11 protein-coding genes, 1 tRNA gene and 3 pseudogenes are annotated in these 15,001 nt (G+C 37.5%); 1 reads left to right on the top strand and 14 read right to left on the bottom strand.

Going from position 1 to position 15,001, the window contains the following annotated elements; genetic code table 11:
* Window positions 1–234 precede the first annotated feature (234 nt).
* The 5 genes from edd to ME5_RS09885 form a co-directional block, all read right to left on the bottom strand.
* On the bottom strand, window positions 235–2,064 hold the full coding sequence (gene edd / locus ME5_RS09865; RefSeq protein ID WP_008040690.1) for a phosphogluconate dehydratase: 1,830 nt from the start codon (window positions 2,062–2,064) through the stop codon (window positions 235–237).
* Window positions 2,065–2,078: 14 nt separating this feature from the next.
* A complete protein-coding gene (pgl, locus tag ME5_RS09870) occupies window positions 2,079–2,846 on the bottom strand; it encodes a 6-phosphogluconolactonase (RefSeq protein ID WP_008040692.1) in 768 nt (255 codons plus the stop codon).
* Window positions 2,847–2,855: 9 nt separating this feature from the next.
* Window positions 2,856–4,331 carry a glucose-6-phosphate dehydrogenase gene (gene zwf / locus ME5_RS09875; RefSeq protein WP_008040693.1) on the bottom strand — a complete coding sequence of 492 codons (1,476 nt, stop codon included), beginning with the start codon at window positions 4,329–4,331 and terminating at the stop codon, window positions 2,856–2,858.
* A 442-nt stretch (window positions 4,332–4,773) separates the two neighbouring features.
* A complete protein-coding gene (locus ME5_RS09880; RefSeq protein WP_008040695.1) occupies window positions 4,774–6,057 on the bottom strand; it encodes an NAD(P)/FAD-dependent oxidoreductase in 1,284 nt (427 codons plus the stop codon).
* A gap of 9 nt (window positions 6,058–6,066) precedes the next feature.
* Window positions 6,067–7,494: a glutamine synthetase family protein gene (locus tag ME5_RS09885; protein WP_008040696.1), complete on the bottom strand. Its 1,428-nt coding sequence runs from the start codon at window positions 7,492–7,494 to the stop codon at window positions 6,067–6,069.
* A gap of 648 nt (window positions 7,495–8,142) precedes the next feature.
* On the opposite strand from ME5_RS09885, the gene ME5_RS09890 reads away from it, so the two are divergent.
* Window positions 8,143–9,408 (top strand): MFS transporter, encoded by a 1,266-nt coding sequence (locus ME5_RS09890; RefSeq protein WP_008040697.1) that lies wholly within the window; start codon window positions 8,143–8,145, stop codon window positions 9,406–9,408.
* A 467-nt stretch (window positions 9,409–9,875) separates the two neighbouring features.
* On the opposite strand, the pseudogene ME5_RS09895 reads toward ME5_RS09890, so the two are convergent.
* The 9 genes and pseudogenes from ME5_RS09895 to ME5_RS09930 all read right to left on the bottom strand — a co-directional run.
* A pseudogene (locus tag ME5_RS09895) lies at window positions 9,876–10,142 on the bottom strand (class II histone deacetylase); the annotation flags it as partial.
* Window positions 10,143–10,160: 18 nt separating this feature from the next.
* A complete protein-coding gene (locus ME5_RS10690) occupies window positions 10,161–10,304 on the bottom strand; it encodes a hypothetical protein (RefSeq protein ID WP_008040700.1) in 144 nt (47 codons plus the stop codon).
* The gene (locus tag ME5_RS10695) at window positions 10,279–10,389 is read right to left on the bottom strand and encodes a hypothetical protein (RefSeq protein ID WP_196793530.1); all 111 of its coding nucleotides are present in this window, start codon (window positions 10,387–10,389) and stop codon (window positions 10,279–10,281) included. Before ME5_RS10695 ends, ME5_RS10690 begins: the two co-directional genes overlap by 26 nt.
* Window positions 10,382–10,564 carry a hypothetical protein gene (locus ME5_RS09900; RefSeq protein WP_008040707.1) on the bottom strand — a complete coding sequence of 61 codons (183 nt, stop codon included), beginning with the start codon at window positions 10,562–10,564 and terminating at the stop codon, window positions 10,382–10,384. Before ME5_RS09900 ends, ME5_RS10695 begins: the two co-directional genes overlap by 8 nt.
* A gap of 483 nt (window positions 10,565–11,047) precedes the next feature.
* A pseudogene (locus ME5_RS10820) lies at window positions 11,048–12,921 on the bottom strand (bifunctional sugar phosphate isomerase/epimerase/4-hydroxyphenylpyruvate dioxygenase family protein).
* A 61-nt stretch (window positions 12,922–12,982) separates the two neighbouring features.
* Window positions 12,983–13,245 (bottom strand): annotated as a pseudogene (locus ME5_RS09915) (3-oxoadipyl-CoA thiolase); the annotation flags it as partial.
* A gap of 145 nt (window positions 13,246–13,390) precedes the next feature.
* Window positions 13,391–13,467 (bottom strand) — tRNA-His (locus tag ME5_RS09920).
* A 99-nt stretch (window positions 13,468–13,566) separates the two neighbouring features.
* Window positions 13,567–14,655, bottom strand: coding sequence for a quinone-dependent dihydroorotate dehydrogenase (locus tag ME5_RS09925; RefSeq protein WP_008040711.1), 1,089 nt, complete (start codon window positions 14,653–14,655; stop codon window positions 13,567–13,569).
* Window positions 14,652–14,999 carry a DUF952 domain-containing protein gene (locus ME5_RS09930; RefSeq protein ID WP_008040712.1) on the bottom strand — a complete coding sequence of 116 codons (348 nt, stop codon included), beginning with the start codon at window positions 14,997–14,999 and terminating at the stop codon, window positions 14,652–14,654. Before ME5_RS09930 ends, ME5_RS09925 begins: the two co-directional genes overlap by 4 nt.
* Between the last annotated feature and the right edge of the window lie 2 nt (window positions 15,000–15,001).

The following is a 15,001-nucleotide window of genomic DNA, read 5'->3' on the forward strand; positions in this document are numbered from 1 at the left end:
AGTTTATAAAACTATTTATCATTCAAATTTTTCTAACTTCGCCGATCAGTTTATTTTTCACCGATAATCGTTACATGATGATAAACACAAAAGCTTAACACTATGCTATAGTCAATTTTTACGATACAATGGATTATAGTTTCATGCTTATCTAATGTTTATGGTAAAATAAACTCGTGCTTTCGCGCCTATAATACAGATAGACTTATAATTATAAGCCTATCTCTATATTTTTTAAGAATGCCCGACAACAACACTTGCACCTTGATCAGCGCGATTCACAAATTGACGAAACGCCCGGAATAATTCACGCCCCGTACCATTCTCATTGGCAGAAAGATCAGGTTTTTCTATTTCTCGAGCATTGAATGCAACTTCATCGCCAATATAATTTAACGTTCCATTATTGGCATCAAGACGCAAAATATCACCGTCTTTTATACGTGCGATTAGTCCATTATCAAGCGCTTCTGGTGTCACATGGATAGCTGCAGGAATTTTTCCTGATGCCCCTGACATACGTCCATCCGTTACAAGTGCAACTTTTTGACCACGATCTTGTAAAACACCAAGTACTGTCGTCAGTTTATGCAACTCTGGCATACCATTTGCTTTTGGTCCTTGATAACGAATAACAGCAATAAAGTCTTTGCCATTTAATTCACCTGCTTTAAAGGCTTCTTGCAATCCCGATTGATCATTAAAAACTCGCACAGGTGCTTCAACAAGCCAACGCTCAGGCTTTACAGCAGAGACTTTAATAATCGAAGACCCTAAATTCCCTGTTAGTATACGGATACCGCCATCTGCTTGAAACGGTGCTTTCCAACCTGATAAAACTTTTTCATCCGCACTTTTTATTGGTGCGGGGTCACGTATAACAGTTCCATCACTGTTCAGTTTTGGCTCACTGGCATAAGCATGCAACCCTTCACCAAAAACAGTGCGCACATCTTCATGCACCAAGCCTGCTTCAATTAATTCTCGAATAAGAAAACCCATACCGCCAGCAGCATGAAAATGATTCACATCCGCAAGTCCATTAGGATAAACACGCGCAAGAAGTGGAACATTTGCTGAAATTTCAGCAATATCGTGCCATGTCAATTCAATGCCAGCCGCCGCCGCCATAGCAATTAAGTGAATAGTATGGTTGGTTGACCCCCCTGTTGCATTTAAACCAACAATAGCATTAACAAATGAACGCTCATCAATCATCGCGCCAGCAGGTGTATAATCATTGCCTAAAGCAGTGATTTGCAAAGCACGTTTAGCAGCTTCACGGGTTAATGCATCGCGTAAAGGTGTATTAGGGTTGATGAAAGAGGCACCTGGCATATGTAGCCCCATCATTTCCATCATCATTTGATTAGAATTCGCTGTGCCATAAAACGTGCAGGTTCCAGGCCCATGATACGAACGTGATTCAGATTCCAAAAGAGCGCGCCGATCAACTTTACCTTCTGCATAAAGTTGACGAATTTTTGCTTTTTCATCATTACCTTGTCCAGTTGTCATAGGACCTGCTGGAACAAAAATTCCTGGAAGATGCCCAAATGTTAGCGCACCAATGACAAGACCTGGAACAATTTTATCACAGATACCAAGATATAGAGCTGCATCAAACATATCATGCGACAAACCAACCGCCGTTGCCATCGCAATAACATCGCGTGAAAATAGCGATAATTCCATGCCATCATAACCTTGTGTGACACCATCACACATGGCAGGAACACCACTGGCGACTTGTGCGACGCCACCAGCCTCACGCGCTGCATCTTTAATTAATTTAGGAAATGTCTCAAAAGGTTGATGTGCTGAGAGCATATCATTATAAGCCGTAATAATGCCAATATTGCCAACAACATCTTCTTTTAAACGTTCTTTATCAACGGGTCCGCAAGCGGCAAAGCCATGGGCTTGATTGGCGCAGCCAAAAAAACTGCGTTTCGGACGATTGCTCATCGTTTTGTGAATATGGTCAAGATAAGCTTCACGTTTGGGTTTTGACCTTTCGCGAATACGTTCTGTTACTGAAGCAATTTTTTCTGAAAGAGCCATATTAAACACCTTATTTAGATTGTTATTGCATCGAAATGCGTCGTATCTCCTCGGGGTTCACTTCTATCGCCTTCCGTGGGAGACCAATACACTTGAATCGGATGGCGCGCATTGTGGAGCACAGCACGAATAGGCATTTCTGTTTCAGGGCCATCTTGCAATGCTTCTTCAAATTTTTCTCGCTTATCATGGCCTTCAATTTGCAAAGCAATAAAACGTGCATGGCAAATAATAGGCAATGTTAATGTCAAACGTGGTTCACTGACATTTTTTGCTTGAATTGGTAAAATAAGTGCACGCGAATTGGGATCAATGGCCTGACTTAAACGCGATGCACCAGGAAAAAAAGAAGCTGTATGCCCGTCAAGCCCCATCCCCAACATAACAACATCAAAAGGTTGAGGCAAACCATTAATGCGGCTTGCCGCTGAAAACGCGCCAAGTTCAGCCGTAATTGACTGATGATAAAGACCATAAAAACGCGCTTTCGCAGCATGATGTTGTAGCAAATGAGTACGGACAAGTCGCTCATTTGAACGTTCATCCGTTACAGGCACATAACGCTCATCCACCAAAGTGATAATGATATTTTTCCAATCAATATCAATTTTTGCCAGATAATGAAAAAATAATTCAGGCGTCTTACCACCAGAAACGGCTAAAACAGCTTGTTTTCGTTCTGCAATTGCTAAACTTAATTCAGCAGCGACCCTATCAGCTAATGCAGATGCTAAAGCTGCAGGAGAATCAAAATTTAAACGGTTGAGATCCATACTGCTCATTATCATTCCTTAAAGCGTATCATTCCATGTGCGTCCATCACGTTCAATAAGTGCAATGGATTTAGAAGGCCCCCATGTCCCTGCTGTATAGCCTTGAACAGACATTTTTGTTGCCTCCCAGCCTTGCAAAATAGGATCAACCCATCGCCATGCAGCCTCAACTTCATCTCGACGCATAAACAACGTTTGATTACCCCGCACAACATCTGTCAACAAACGTTCATATGCATCTGGATTGCGTCCTGAAAATGATTCAGCAAAACTCATATCAAGAGGAATATGACGCAAACGCATCCCCCCCGGCCCGGGATCTTTAATCATTAACCATTGTTTCACCCCTTCATCGGGTTGCAAACGTATCACAAGACGGTTTGGAACAATCTCACCTGCATCATCCCCAAATATATTATGGGGAATGGGCTTAAATGTGACGACAATTTCTGACATACGCGCAGACATCCGTTTACCCGTTCGCAAATAAAACGGAGAACCTGCCCAACGCCAATTATCAATATTGACTTTCAAAGCCACAAAAGTTTCTGTATTACTTTCACCTTGTCCTAAATCATCAAGATAAGAACCAACAGGCCCCGCCGTTGAAGCACCTGCAAGATATTGGCCTCGCACGGTATCTTGAAAAATGGTATTATTATCAATGGGTTGGAGTGAATGGAGAACTTTCAATTTCTCATCACGTACCGCATCAGCAGTGTTGGACTGAGGTGGCTCCATGGCAACAAGACATAATAGCTGCAACATGTGATTTTGCACCATATCACGTAAAGCGCCTGCATTATTATAATAACCTGCACGTCCTTCCAAACCAACTGATTCAGCCACCGTAATTTGAACGTGATCAATATGATTGGAATTCCATAAAGGCTCATAAAGTGCATTGGCAAACCGCAATGCCATCAAATTTTGAACAGTTTCTTTACCTAAATAATGGTCAATACGAAAAATTTGTTTTTCTGTAAAAACGCTGGCTAAAATATCATTCAACTGCGTTGCAGTTTGAAGATCGCGACCTATAGGCTTTTCAACAATAATACGTGTTTGTTTTGTAACCAAGCCATTTTGACCTAATTTTTGCGCAATATCACCAAACAAAGCAGGACTTACAGCCAAATAAAAAGCTCTTATATCCGTTGGCGCTTCAAGAATAATGTGTTTCAGATCTTTCCAACCTTCATCCGAGGTTGCATCAACGGAAACATAGCGTATGCGTTTTAAAAAAAGATCGACTTCACTCTTTTCAATATCATCATCATTCACATGTTTTTTGATCGCTTCATGCGCAAAATGACGATACTCCGCATCACTCATTTTCGTTCGTGATGAGGCAATAATCCGCGTTGGCTCGCTAAATTGGCCACTACGCTGACGATGATAGAGTGCAGGGATCAGTTTTCTCTCGGCAAGATCACCTACACCACCAAAAACGATACAATCGAATGCCGGTATCGGAATTATTTTACTGACCATAAACCTATCCAATTCTTTTATTGCGTTCTTGCAAACCCTAATGCTTTTTTATTTTATATAGAATAGAAGAGAGGTGAACAAGCACTTAACGCATTCTCTTCACTTCAAAGAAAAGTGCAACGATGATAAAATAGCCATGAAAATACAAGTCTTTCATCCTAAAAAAGGTTTATATTTCATCAACAGCTCATATGAGCATAAAATTTTCGCAGATCGTAACTTTATCCCCCTAAAACCAAAACCATCAAATCTCCCAATAGTTTAAATGTCGCAACAGATATTTTCATCATCACTTTGAAAGTGAAAAAATACTATGACTGTGTAAAATTTGAAAAGTTATTATAATTATTATCATAAATTTTTTTTGCTAAAAAAATAAAATGAAAATATTGTAGTGATCAATTTTCTCAAATACTCATCTTAAATTCAAAAAAGGCGGCACTTAAAAGCGATCCATCATGGCAAACCAGTTCATAGCAAGAAACAACAATGGACGTCGCAATGATTTTCCACCAGGAAATTTTGAAATTTTTAACTCTTTAAACTGATCAAAACGGTCTCTTTTTCCTAAAACCGCTTCGGCATAAAGCTTACCTAAAAAAGGTGCCAGCATGACACCATGGCCAGAATATCCACCACAATAGGTCACCTTGGGCATAAGTTCGCAAATATAAGGCATTCTTTCAACGGTTATGGCAACCGTCCCCCCCCAAGCATGTGTCAGAGGGAGCTGTTGCAATTGAGGATAAATTTCAATAATCTGCTTTTGTATGCGCTGACGAAGATCATGAGGAATACGGTCGTCATAACTTTCAGCACCACCAAATAATAGCCGATTATCCTTACTTTTCCTAAAATACCGTACAACAAAGCGAGAATCGTCAACAGCTTCATTGCCTTTGAGAATTGTGCTATTTTCTGGAAGCGGTGAAGTGGCTCCAATATAAGAGCGAATGGCAACAATCTGCGCATCAATAAAATGATTTAATCCCAAATTATAGGCATTAGAAGCCAATAAAACGCGATCCGCTTTTATCGTAGCTTTTTTTGTGGACACAATACATTTGCCACTTTGGTGAGATAAGGAAACAGCACATGTATTTTCAAAAATATGAGCACCTACTTTATATGCTTTTTTAGCCAAATGAATGACAAATTTCAAAGGATTAAGGTGGCCTGTTTCCAAGTCACGAATACCGCCTTGGTAAAACGATGAACCCAAGCGTTCTGAAGTTTCGTTTTGATCCATAAATCTAAGACTATGATAACCATAGCGTGCCATCGTTTCCACATGGGTTTGATGAGAACGCAATTCTCTTTTTTTATGAATAAGTGACAATTGTCCTTTTACGAAATCAACATCATTTTCAACGTCATTTTGGAAACTTATCACATCATGTTTTGCTTCTTGTGAAAGATCAAAAAGTGCTTTTGTACGCGTATAACCATAGTGTTTTTCGAGAGTGTCTACCCATTGACGAAGCCCTGTTCCTAATTGCCCGCCATTACGACCTGATGCTCCATCTCCAATCTTGGCAGCATCGATAAGAACAACGTCAAGGCCTGTCTTTGCCAAATGGTAAGCAGCTGACAAACCAGTAAAACCTGCACCTATAATTGCAATATCACATGATTTATTGTCTACCAATGAGGCATATGCTGGTTGCTTACTGATTGTATCTTCATAAAAAGACCGGCCAGGAGAAATGACATTTTGAGGTTCCATTGAACACTCCTAAACATTTAAAAGCAAATATTCGCGTTCCCAAGGACTGATCACTTCCATGAATGTTTCAAATTCCTGCCGTTTGATCGCCGCATAAGTTGTTACAAATGAATCTCCCAAAACTGAACGCAAAACATTATTTTCTTCAAATAGAGAAACTGCATCAATAAGTCCACGCGGCAATTCAATTTCATCATCATTCACTGTTTGTGTCGCGGGTTCATCAGGTTGCAACTTTTCACGCAATCCAATCAATCCACAGGCAAGAGATGCTGCAAGCGCCAAATAAGGATTAGCATCAGAAGAAGGGATACGATTTTCAACACGCCGTCCTAGTGGAAGAGAACGTGGAACACGAAAAGCAGTGGTTCTGTTATCATAACCCCAACGTAAATTAACTGGCGCTGATACATCAGGAATAAGCCGACGATACGAATTGACATAAGGCGCAAGCATGACCAAAGCACTCGCCATATGACTTTGCAATCCACCAATAAAATGATGAAACGCTTCACTTTCACTGCCATCTTCATTTGTAAAAATATTGACACCAGTTTTTTTATCAACAATGGATTGATGTATATGCATGGCAGATCCTGGCTGCCCCTGTATTGGCTTTGCCATGAAAGTTGCATACATATCATGTTTCAACGCGGCCTCGCGTATCGTACGCTTAAACATAAAAACTTGATCCGCCAATTCAATTGGATCACCATGTCGTAAGTTTATTTCTAGTTGCCCCGCTCCTTCTTCATTAATGAGTGTATCAATTTCTAATCCTTGCGCTTCAGAAAAATGGTAAATATCATCAATCAACTCGTCAAATTCATTAACTCCTGCAATAGAATAGCCTTGTCCGCTACCTATTGCCCGACCCGACCGCCCAACAGGTGGAGTAAGCGGATAATCAGGATCAGGATTTTTTTGCACAAGATAAAATTCAATTTCAGGCGCAACGACAGGTTTCAACCCCAATTCTGTGTAAGCTGCAACCACATTACGCAAAACATTGCGTGGTGTAAAATCCACTCTTCGTCCATCTTGATACACAAGATCACAAATAACTTGAGCAGTGGGATCATCTTCCCATGGAACGATGCTTAAGGTTGTTAAGTCAGGCTCAAGCCTCAAATCGCCATCATCTTCAGGATATTCAAAGCCATTGCCGTCTTCTGGATAATCACCTGAGATGGTTGCCATAAAAACGGCTGAGGGTAAAGCTAAAGAAGTATCAGACGTAAATTTTTTCGACGGCATCATTTTGCCACGCGCGACCCCTGCTTGGTCAGGCGTGATACATTCAATATCTTCAATACTGCGATAAGCAAGCCAATCAGAAACCTGTTTCCAGTTTTTTACACCTCGTTGATTTTTTAAATATGGTGCAACACTTTTCCCACGTATTCGCTTTGGTTTTTCTTTCTTTTTAGCTGCCATAAAACACCGATTTAAGACCTAAAAACATAAATTTCCCTATTTTCATAAGTACATAATAATGAGTATTTTTTAAATTTTTATGAGACAATCATTTTTTCTAAAAATAAAGTGAATAAATCATAATGATGCGATCGTTAAAAAAGATCCATATTCATTTAATAATAACAAAATTACCTTTTACAAGACAACGTTCAAAACAAATAAAGAGACAATGAAGCATGCAAATGATTGCTTGTCAGTTTAACCTTAATTTAGGGATTATTTTTAAATTAATGTTTCACTTTATATCAAACCACTTTACAAGAACATTTTTATGATAACATCTTCTATTTATCTTTTAGGATAGGGATCTGATTTTTAACATATCTTCACACAATCGCCAAGTAGCTTAAAACGCCCTTTTATTCAAAAAACTTTATGCATCTTACGCTAATAAACTATTTTTATCAAAACAAAAATTATAAATGTAATAATTCGGTAAAATAAGTTTAAAACACAATATTTTTTTTAAAAAATATAAAAAAACCTATAAATCATTATATATTTCGTTATTTTTAAAAATAAATTTTGTTAATAGTAAAAATTTATTATATAAATCTTATAAAATATTTGAATATAGCGTTTCTGAATTGATTTAAGGGGTAAATTGTGACGAAAAGACAACCTGTGAGAGCGGCTACAGCAGCCTTTATTGGCACAGCTATCGATTGGTATGACTTTTATATTTATGGAACTGCGGCTGCACTTATTTTTGGTGAGATTTTTTTCACCTCTCAAAGCAAGTTTGTCGGCACGCTTGCCGCTTTAGGCACTTTCGCTGTTGGATTTATTGCACGTCCTATAGGGGCAATCATTTTTGGTCACTTAGGTGACAAAATTGGCCGTAAAAAAAGTCTGGTAATTACATTACTGATGATGGGAAGTGCGACAGTTCTCATCGGGTTGTTACCAACTTACCATACAATTGGTATGACAGCAGGTATTCTTTTAATCATATTACGAGTTGTCCAAGGTATTGCTGTTGGTGGAGAATGGGGCGGTGCCGTTTTAATCGCTGCTGAACATGCCCCTCCAAAATGGCGAACTTTTTTATCATCCGCCCCTCAATATGGAAGCCCGATCGGGCTGATCTTGGCATCCCTTGCATTTCGTTTTATTATGGATTTGACCAATGAACAACTTTACAGTTGGGGCTGGAGAATCCCATTCCTTTTAAGCAGTATCTTGTTAATTTTTGCATTCATCATTCGCATTGGCGTAGAAGAAAGCCCCGAAATGCTGAATGAAATGAAAAATAAAAAAAATTCCGATAACATGCCTTTAAAAGAGGTTTTTGCTAAGAAAAAACAAACATTATTTTACGGAATAGGTTCATGTATTTTTGCGGTCGCGGGTTTTTACTTTATCACAACCTTGATGATGAATTATACAACCAACTATATTGGCATTGAAAAAAGCATTATACTTGACATTATCGCATGGGTTGGCGTGACGGAATTGATCTTCTTTCCAATTGGTGCTTATTTTGCAACCCGATATACAGAAAAATCATTACTGCTTGTGACAACAGCCCTGGGTGTTGTTTGGGCTTTCCCAATGATGCTATTAATAAAAACAGGTGATGTTACTTATATTATGACCGCTATTTTAGTAGCAGCAGCAATTTTTTCAGCTTATTACGCCGTTATTGCACCTTATATAACACGCGCTTTTCCTGTTCATATGCGTTATACAGGCATTTCACTAAGTTACATGCTGTCTGGTGCGATTTTTGGTGGCATCACCCCTATGTTGGGTATTTGGATGGCCGAAAAATATGATCCAAACTGGTTACCCTTAGCTTTTTTATTCGCTGCAATTTCGTTATTAACTTTTTTAAGTTTATGTTTTTTACCCACTGATCAAAAAAATTAATACGTTTTGAGTGATGATTATTTATGTTCCTGAACTTGGCAAAGCAAAACAGTAAAAAACGTCTCTTTGTCTCAACAAAGGAAGTATTTTGATGAATTTAAAACCACTGCAAAAAGTGAGCTCTATTCAAAATATCTTTAATTATTTTGGATTAAGATTGAAGAAATAATTTAATAACCGCATCTTCCATAATTAATAATATCCAAAATAAAGTTCCCTTTATGCGTTCATTTATAGACAAAATTAACATTATATCATATATAAAAATCAATTCGTTGATATGTGTGTATGCAGTTTGAGCAAATTATTTTAAATAATGTGCCTTATTACAGATATTATTTGTTGAAACGCATCTTTAAACCGTCAAGATGTTGGCGATGATGTGCTGCAAATGTACTATTAGGTTGTTATGCTTTAATAGAATCAACCAATGGATGGTCAACATTTGTACGATAAGCCGATAAAACTTATATAGTTACAAGGCCACAAAAAGGTACATAAAATTCAGAATACCCGCCTTCATGTACTAAAACCAGTTTGTTGTCACATAATTCTTCTGCAATATCTCTGACAAGCTTTGTCATTTGTCTATATGTGTCGCTATATAATAAAATTCGTGCCAAGGGATCATAAGCATTTGCATCATAACCAGAGGCAACGATATTTAATTCTGGTTTAAATTGACGGATAGCTGGTACAAAAATTTCACTTAATGCCGACAACCATTCATTATGACCAGAACCAGCAAAAAGTTAAATAATCATATTATAGCCTTTGCCTTTTTCCAAGCCTTGGTCATCTTCACCACTATAGCCAACGGGAAAGCAGCCTAGCTGAAGTATTGACATCGTGAAAACAGCCCCATGCTTTTCAAAAAGCGTGTGTTCCATTGCCATGATGAACATCCCAATCAAGCACAACAACGCGCCTTAAGTTTTGATCACTTTTTGCTTTTTCAATAGCAATTGCTATTTTATTCAAAAAGCAAAAATCCCATAGATTGGTCTGAAAAGCAATGATGTCCTGGTGGACGAGATAAAGCATAAGCATTTTTAAAATCACCATTTAATACGGCTTTGACAGCAGCAACGACAAGTCCAGCTGATAATTTTGCAATTTCATAACTATTGGGGCCGATAGGTGCATTGTCACCCATCAAACCACATCTAGCATCACTTACTTTTTTAAAAGTATTTAAATAGGTTCATGTATGAACCAAAAGAGCATCATCTTCACGAATAAGAGTTGCCATTGTACGACTAATTCTTTCGTGAGACCGGAAAAATTCATCTAGTTTTTTAGTCGGCGTTTCGTGTCAGAGGATTATGCATGACCAGCGGATGAAGGAGGTTGAACCCAGCCTCTAACTTCAAAAATTCCAGAATGTAATCCAGTTGAACGCCACAGACACTATTCATCAAAATATGTCTTGAATAAACCAGTAAAATACTACTAGAAGGCAGAACAAATCTTTATAAATTTCAAAACAAAGGATACTCCCTGTTTTTTTCCCCATAAAACCTTTAGGCAAAATTTTAAAAATAATATTATCATAGAGTAGATGTATAATAAAGAAAAGATGAATCTTATTAAATTCTTTGAAAAGACGATTGGTACAAAGTAAAAAATAAACACAGTTTTATTTTAGCAAACCTTTTTGGCGAATTTGTTTTTTTGCCCTGCAATGAGAAAATAACGTTTTGTGCAGCATAGCCTTTATAAGCTTGCCTTTAGACAATTACGAAAAAAATCCTTTGCCATAAGTTTCGCTATAAATCTGAAAATAATCGCCACAATCATCACGATCAAAAAGAATATAATACTCTTTCATTTAATCAAAAATGCAGGGGCTAATCCGAACCGTCATTCTGTATCATCGTTATAATTTAGTGAAATATGCAATGATTAAAAACCTAATTTACGCAAATTTTGAGCCGTTTGTAAAATATTTTTTGTTCGGAAAGCAATTTGCTGAACACCTGGTCAATGTTTGTCAGTAATAAAGTGACTAGCTAAAGTGTACTTATTATCTGCACCATTTTTGGTAATACGAAAAGATCCATCATTATTTTCAACCGCTTGTGAACGTACAATACCGGTAGGATCAATAATATCTATCAACGGTATTCGAACATTTTCAAAAATACTATTATAAAATATTAAACCATGTTAGCATTTCATCAAGATTAACACTTTGCTCAATATGATCAAAGTCAACCAATCCAGCTTCTATCGATAAATTATTGTTTTCCACGATCCCAATGGTATCAAAATCAATCGTTTAAAAATCCATATTTTCATTTTTTTTCAATGAAATAAATAATGCTGCACCCAACGCTTCTGACTTTTGGAATGACCACTTGGCCCACCCTCGATACATTGATCGAAAACAACAGCATCTAAAGCGATTGCTCTTTTAACTGTAGCTTTCGCACCATTCATACGAAGAGCGATCGCATATGCCATTGTTCCATGAAGCACAAATGACTAATTAGAGAAACCTTTTTGATCATGCGTAATGATCCATTTAATCTGTGTTTGAGTATATAAATCAACATTCTTTGTTTTATGTCGACCGACATGAGAAAAACCTAATGTTGCAATCAAATGAACCAATGTGTCAATTTCATCTTCATCCGTTGAAAACTCTATAAAGCCAATGCCCTGTACTTTCACAGGTACAGGCATTTCAACTAAATTCAGTGTTTTTACATGATAGTGGCGAAGTACTTCATCAGCAAGATTAAGAAGAGATTGTTTATCATCGCGAGCTATGACAAGATGTGATCCAGAACGGAAATGATCGTTATAAATCTCAAGAGAAAATCTTGATCATATCCTGTGTTTGCGATTGCAGCCATAAAACCAGAAACGCCAAGATCTCCCTCACTGGGCATGTTGCAAAAATGTCGACTCCGAGTCAATAAATCCATCGTCAATAAAGGGACGTCCGCAAGCTGAACAATAATAATTTTTCTTTAGGAGTTGAAAACACATCTATATTGCGAGACAAGGTATGGAAACTATCAAGAATTAAGGCCAATATTGGGATGATAAGCCAATTGAACAATTTTCCACGCTTGACGATGATCATTCATATGCTTTCCCCAAGCTAAAGCTTCATATCCCGTTTTTATGTTATAATTTTTGCGCTCTCTCCAAGTTCAAAAAAATCTTTTGCTGCTTGTTCAATTCCCGACTGACATACTGACGAAAGATAAGAGAATACCAGCACCATATCGGCGCCAAGTTTTTCCATATATCAAATTTTTTAGCACGCTCAAACGTTCTATATCTATAAGGTTCTGGTATGCCTTCAAAATCGCGCAATGATTGGAAAAGTGTTCTCCATACCATAAGCACGCACCATATCTCCCACCTCTTTAGGTGTAGCATCATATGTAAGAAAATCATTTCAAATATTTCAGCACCATCAAAACCTGCTTTAGATATTGCCTCTAACTGTTCTGGCACTGTTCCTGCAATTGATACGGTTGCTATTGAGGTTTTCATCACGCTTCCATCAAAAGATCACATATTCGCTGCTTAAAAATCAGTTGGCTTTCTAATGATCTCAAGACCTCTCAAGAGTAATAGCAATACCTTGCTCAATTCCAAAACACATCGTTGCTAATGCCTTTTTATTATTATTTAGTGACAATTCAAGTGCTGCTGAACCTGTTATACGCGCACCCGACATTCCAAGACGATGACCAAGTACAATCGCACCACCACTAGGAGTAATATGAAGCACCTTTTCATCTAAACCTAATTGGCGCAATATACAATTGCTTGACTTGCAAATGCTTAATTTAATTCAATTACATCAAAATCATCGATTGATTTGGCATATTCAACGTTTCTATAAAAACACGCCTACTCTTTATGCAAAGGGATATGTCTATATTATAAATATGAAATTTGATGCAAAATCTCATAATTTTAAATGATAAAATAGATCAGTAAAAGCAAGTAAAATAAATGGTACGGTTGGTAGGAGTTGAACCTACGACCTCTGGTGCCACAAACCAGCGCTCTAACCAACTGAGCTACAACCGCATCGAAAAAAATCTTTCGATCGGTGACATACGGAAGAACGAAAGATTTTGCAAGTGCCTTCGTCAAATTCACTCAATTTTTATAATGTTTATCACATAATCATAGAGGAATTGAACGCTTTGCCCATTCATCTAAAGAGTGATCGCGATAATCAGCGATTCTCTTAACACCATCTTCTTTCATCTTTTGTTCAATCGACTTTAAAATCATACTGGCAAGTAATGGTCCTTGATAAACCATTGCGCTATAAAGTTGAACCAAGTCAGCACCTGCTTTAATTTTTTCAAGTGCAGTATCGGCATCATGAACGCCGCCCACACCTATAATTGGCATGGTTTTACCTAAAATTTTGCGCATTTTTGCAAGGATAATTGTTGAGCGTTCAAAAAGAGGTTTTCCAGAAAGACCACCTGTTTCATGAGCCAAATTTTGATTCTTCAAGCCTTTTCGTGATAAAGTTGTATTGGATACGATCACACCATCAAAATCAGATGAGAGCAATTCTTGAGCAATATCATCTAACGCTTGTTGCGTTAAATCAGGTGCAATTTTTAAAAAAATTGGAATCTGCTTTCGAAATTTTTCTTTTTCTAAAAGACGTGCCGTACTTATTGCTGTTAAAAGCTCTTTAAGACTATCGCGGGCCTGCAAATCTCTAAGACCAGGAGTATTTGGTGAAGAAATATTCACTGTAAAATAATCAGCAACATCATAAAATTTATGAATTCCACAAACATAATCTGCGACACGGTCATGACTATCTTTATTTGCACCAATATTTACACCGATAATATGGTGTCTTTTATGAGACATAAGACGCTGATAAATAATATCATGTCCATCATTATTAAAACCCATACGATTAATAACGCCTTCGTCTTCATTTAAACGAAAAAGTCTTGGCTTTGCATTTCCTGCCTGCGCTTTAGGCGTAAGCGTTCCAACTTCTACAAAACCAAAGCCCAAATTTAAAAGTGCATTGGCCACTTCTCCGTTTTTATCAAATCCCGCACCTAGTCCTAAAAAATTAGGAAATGTAAGTCCTGCAATATTAACAGATAGATCAGGCAGATGATTATTCTGTTTAAATCCAATACCGACTTTTAATGCTGAAATCGCTAATTTATGGGCACGTTCTGCATCAAGTGAAAACAAAAACGGGCGTAAAATTTTTTTAAAAAAGCTCAATCGTCTCTCTCCTTAAAAGAAAAATATCCATTTTCATCAGACAAAAATTCTTGTATTTTAACGATACTCTTTAAAGGTAATACACCGTAAAGATGCGGGAAGAGCGCCCCACCTCTTGAAATTTCATATTTTAATACATTCTGATCAAGAGCATGCGTATCAACACAGATAAGTAAGAGATCTTTTTGATTACGAAAATGTTTATTGGCTGTATCCGCCACTTGTTCCTCTTGCGAAAAATGAATAAATCCATCTTGAGCATCAATGTCAGATCCATTGTATAAACCAAGCTTTTCAGCTTCAACCCATTCATTACGAGGAACAATTTTATAAATATACGCCATTT

The sequence above is a fragment of the Bartonella tamiae Th239 genome, assembly GCF_000278275.1.
In the GTDB taxonomy this organism is placed as follows: Bacteria; Pseudomonadota; Alphaproteobacteria; order Rhizobiales; family Rhizobiaceae; genus Bartonella; species Bartonella tamiae.

Excerpts from the sequence above, each read along its gene's own strand:
- ME5_RS09900 (WP_008040707.1), bottom strand. The coding sequence starts at position 10,564 with ATGGGTGACAATGCACCTATCGGCCCCAATAGTTATGAAATTGCAAAA.
- zwf (WP_008040693.1), bottom strand. The coding sequence starts at position 4,331 with ATGGTCAGTAAAATAATTCCGATACCGGCATTCGATTGTATCGTTTTT.
- pgl (WP_008040692.1), bottom strand. The coding sequence starts at position 2,846 with ATGAGCAGTATGGATCTCAACCGTTTAAATTTTGATTCTCCTGCAGCT.
- ME5_RS09880 (WP_008040695.1), bottom strand. The coding sequence starts at position 6,057 with ATGGAACCTCAAAATGTCATTTCTCCTGGCCGGTCTTTTTATGAAGAT.
- ME5_RS10690 (WP_008040700.1), bottom strand. The coding sequence starts at position 10,304 with ATGGCAATGGAACACACGCTTTTTGAAAAGCATGGGGCTGTTTTCACG.
- ME5_RS09930 (WP_008040712.1), bottom strand. The coding sequence starts at position 14,999 with ATGGCGTATATTTATAAAATTGTTCCTCGTAATGAATGGGTTGAAGCT.
- ME5_RS09885 (WP_008040696.1), bottom strand. The coding sequence starts at position 7,494 with ATGGCAGCTAAAAAGAAAGAAAAACCAAAGCGAATACGTGGGAAAAGT.
- edd (WP_008040690.1), bottom strand. The coding sequence starts at position 2,064 with ATGGCTCTTTCAGAAAAAATTGCTTCAGTAACAGAACGTATTCGCGAA.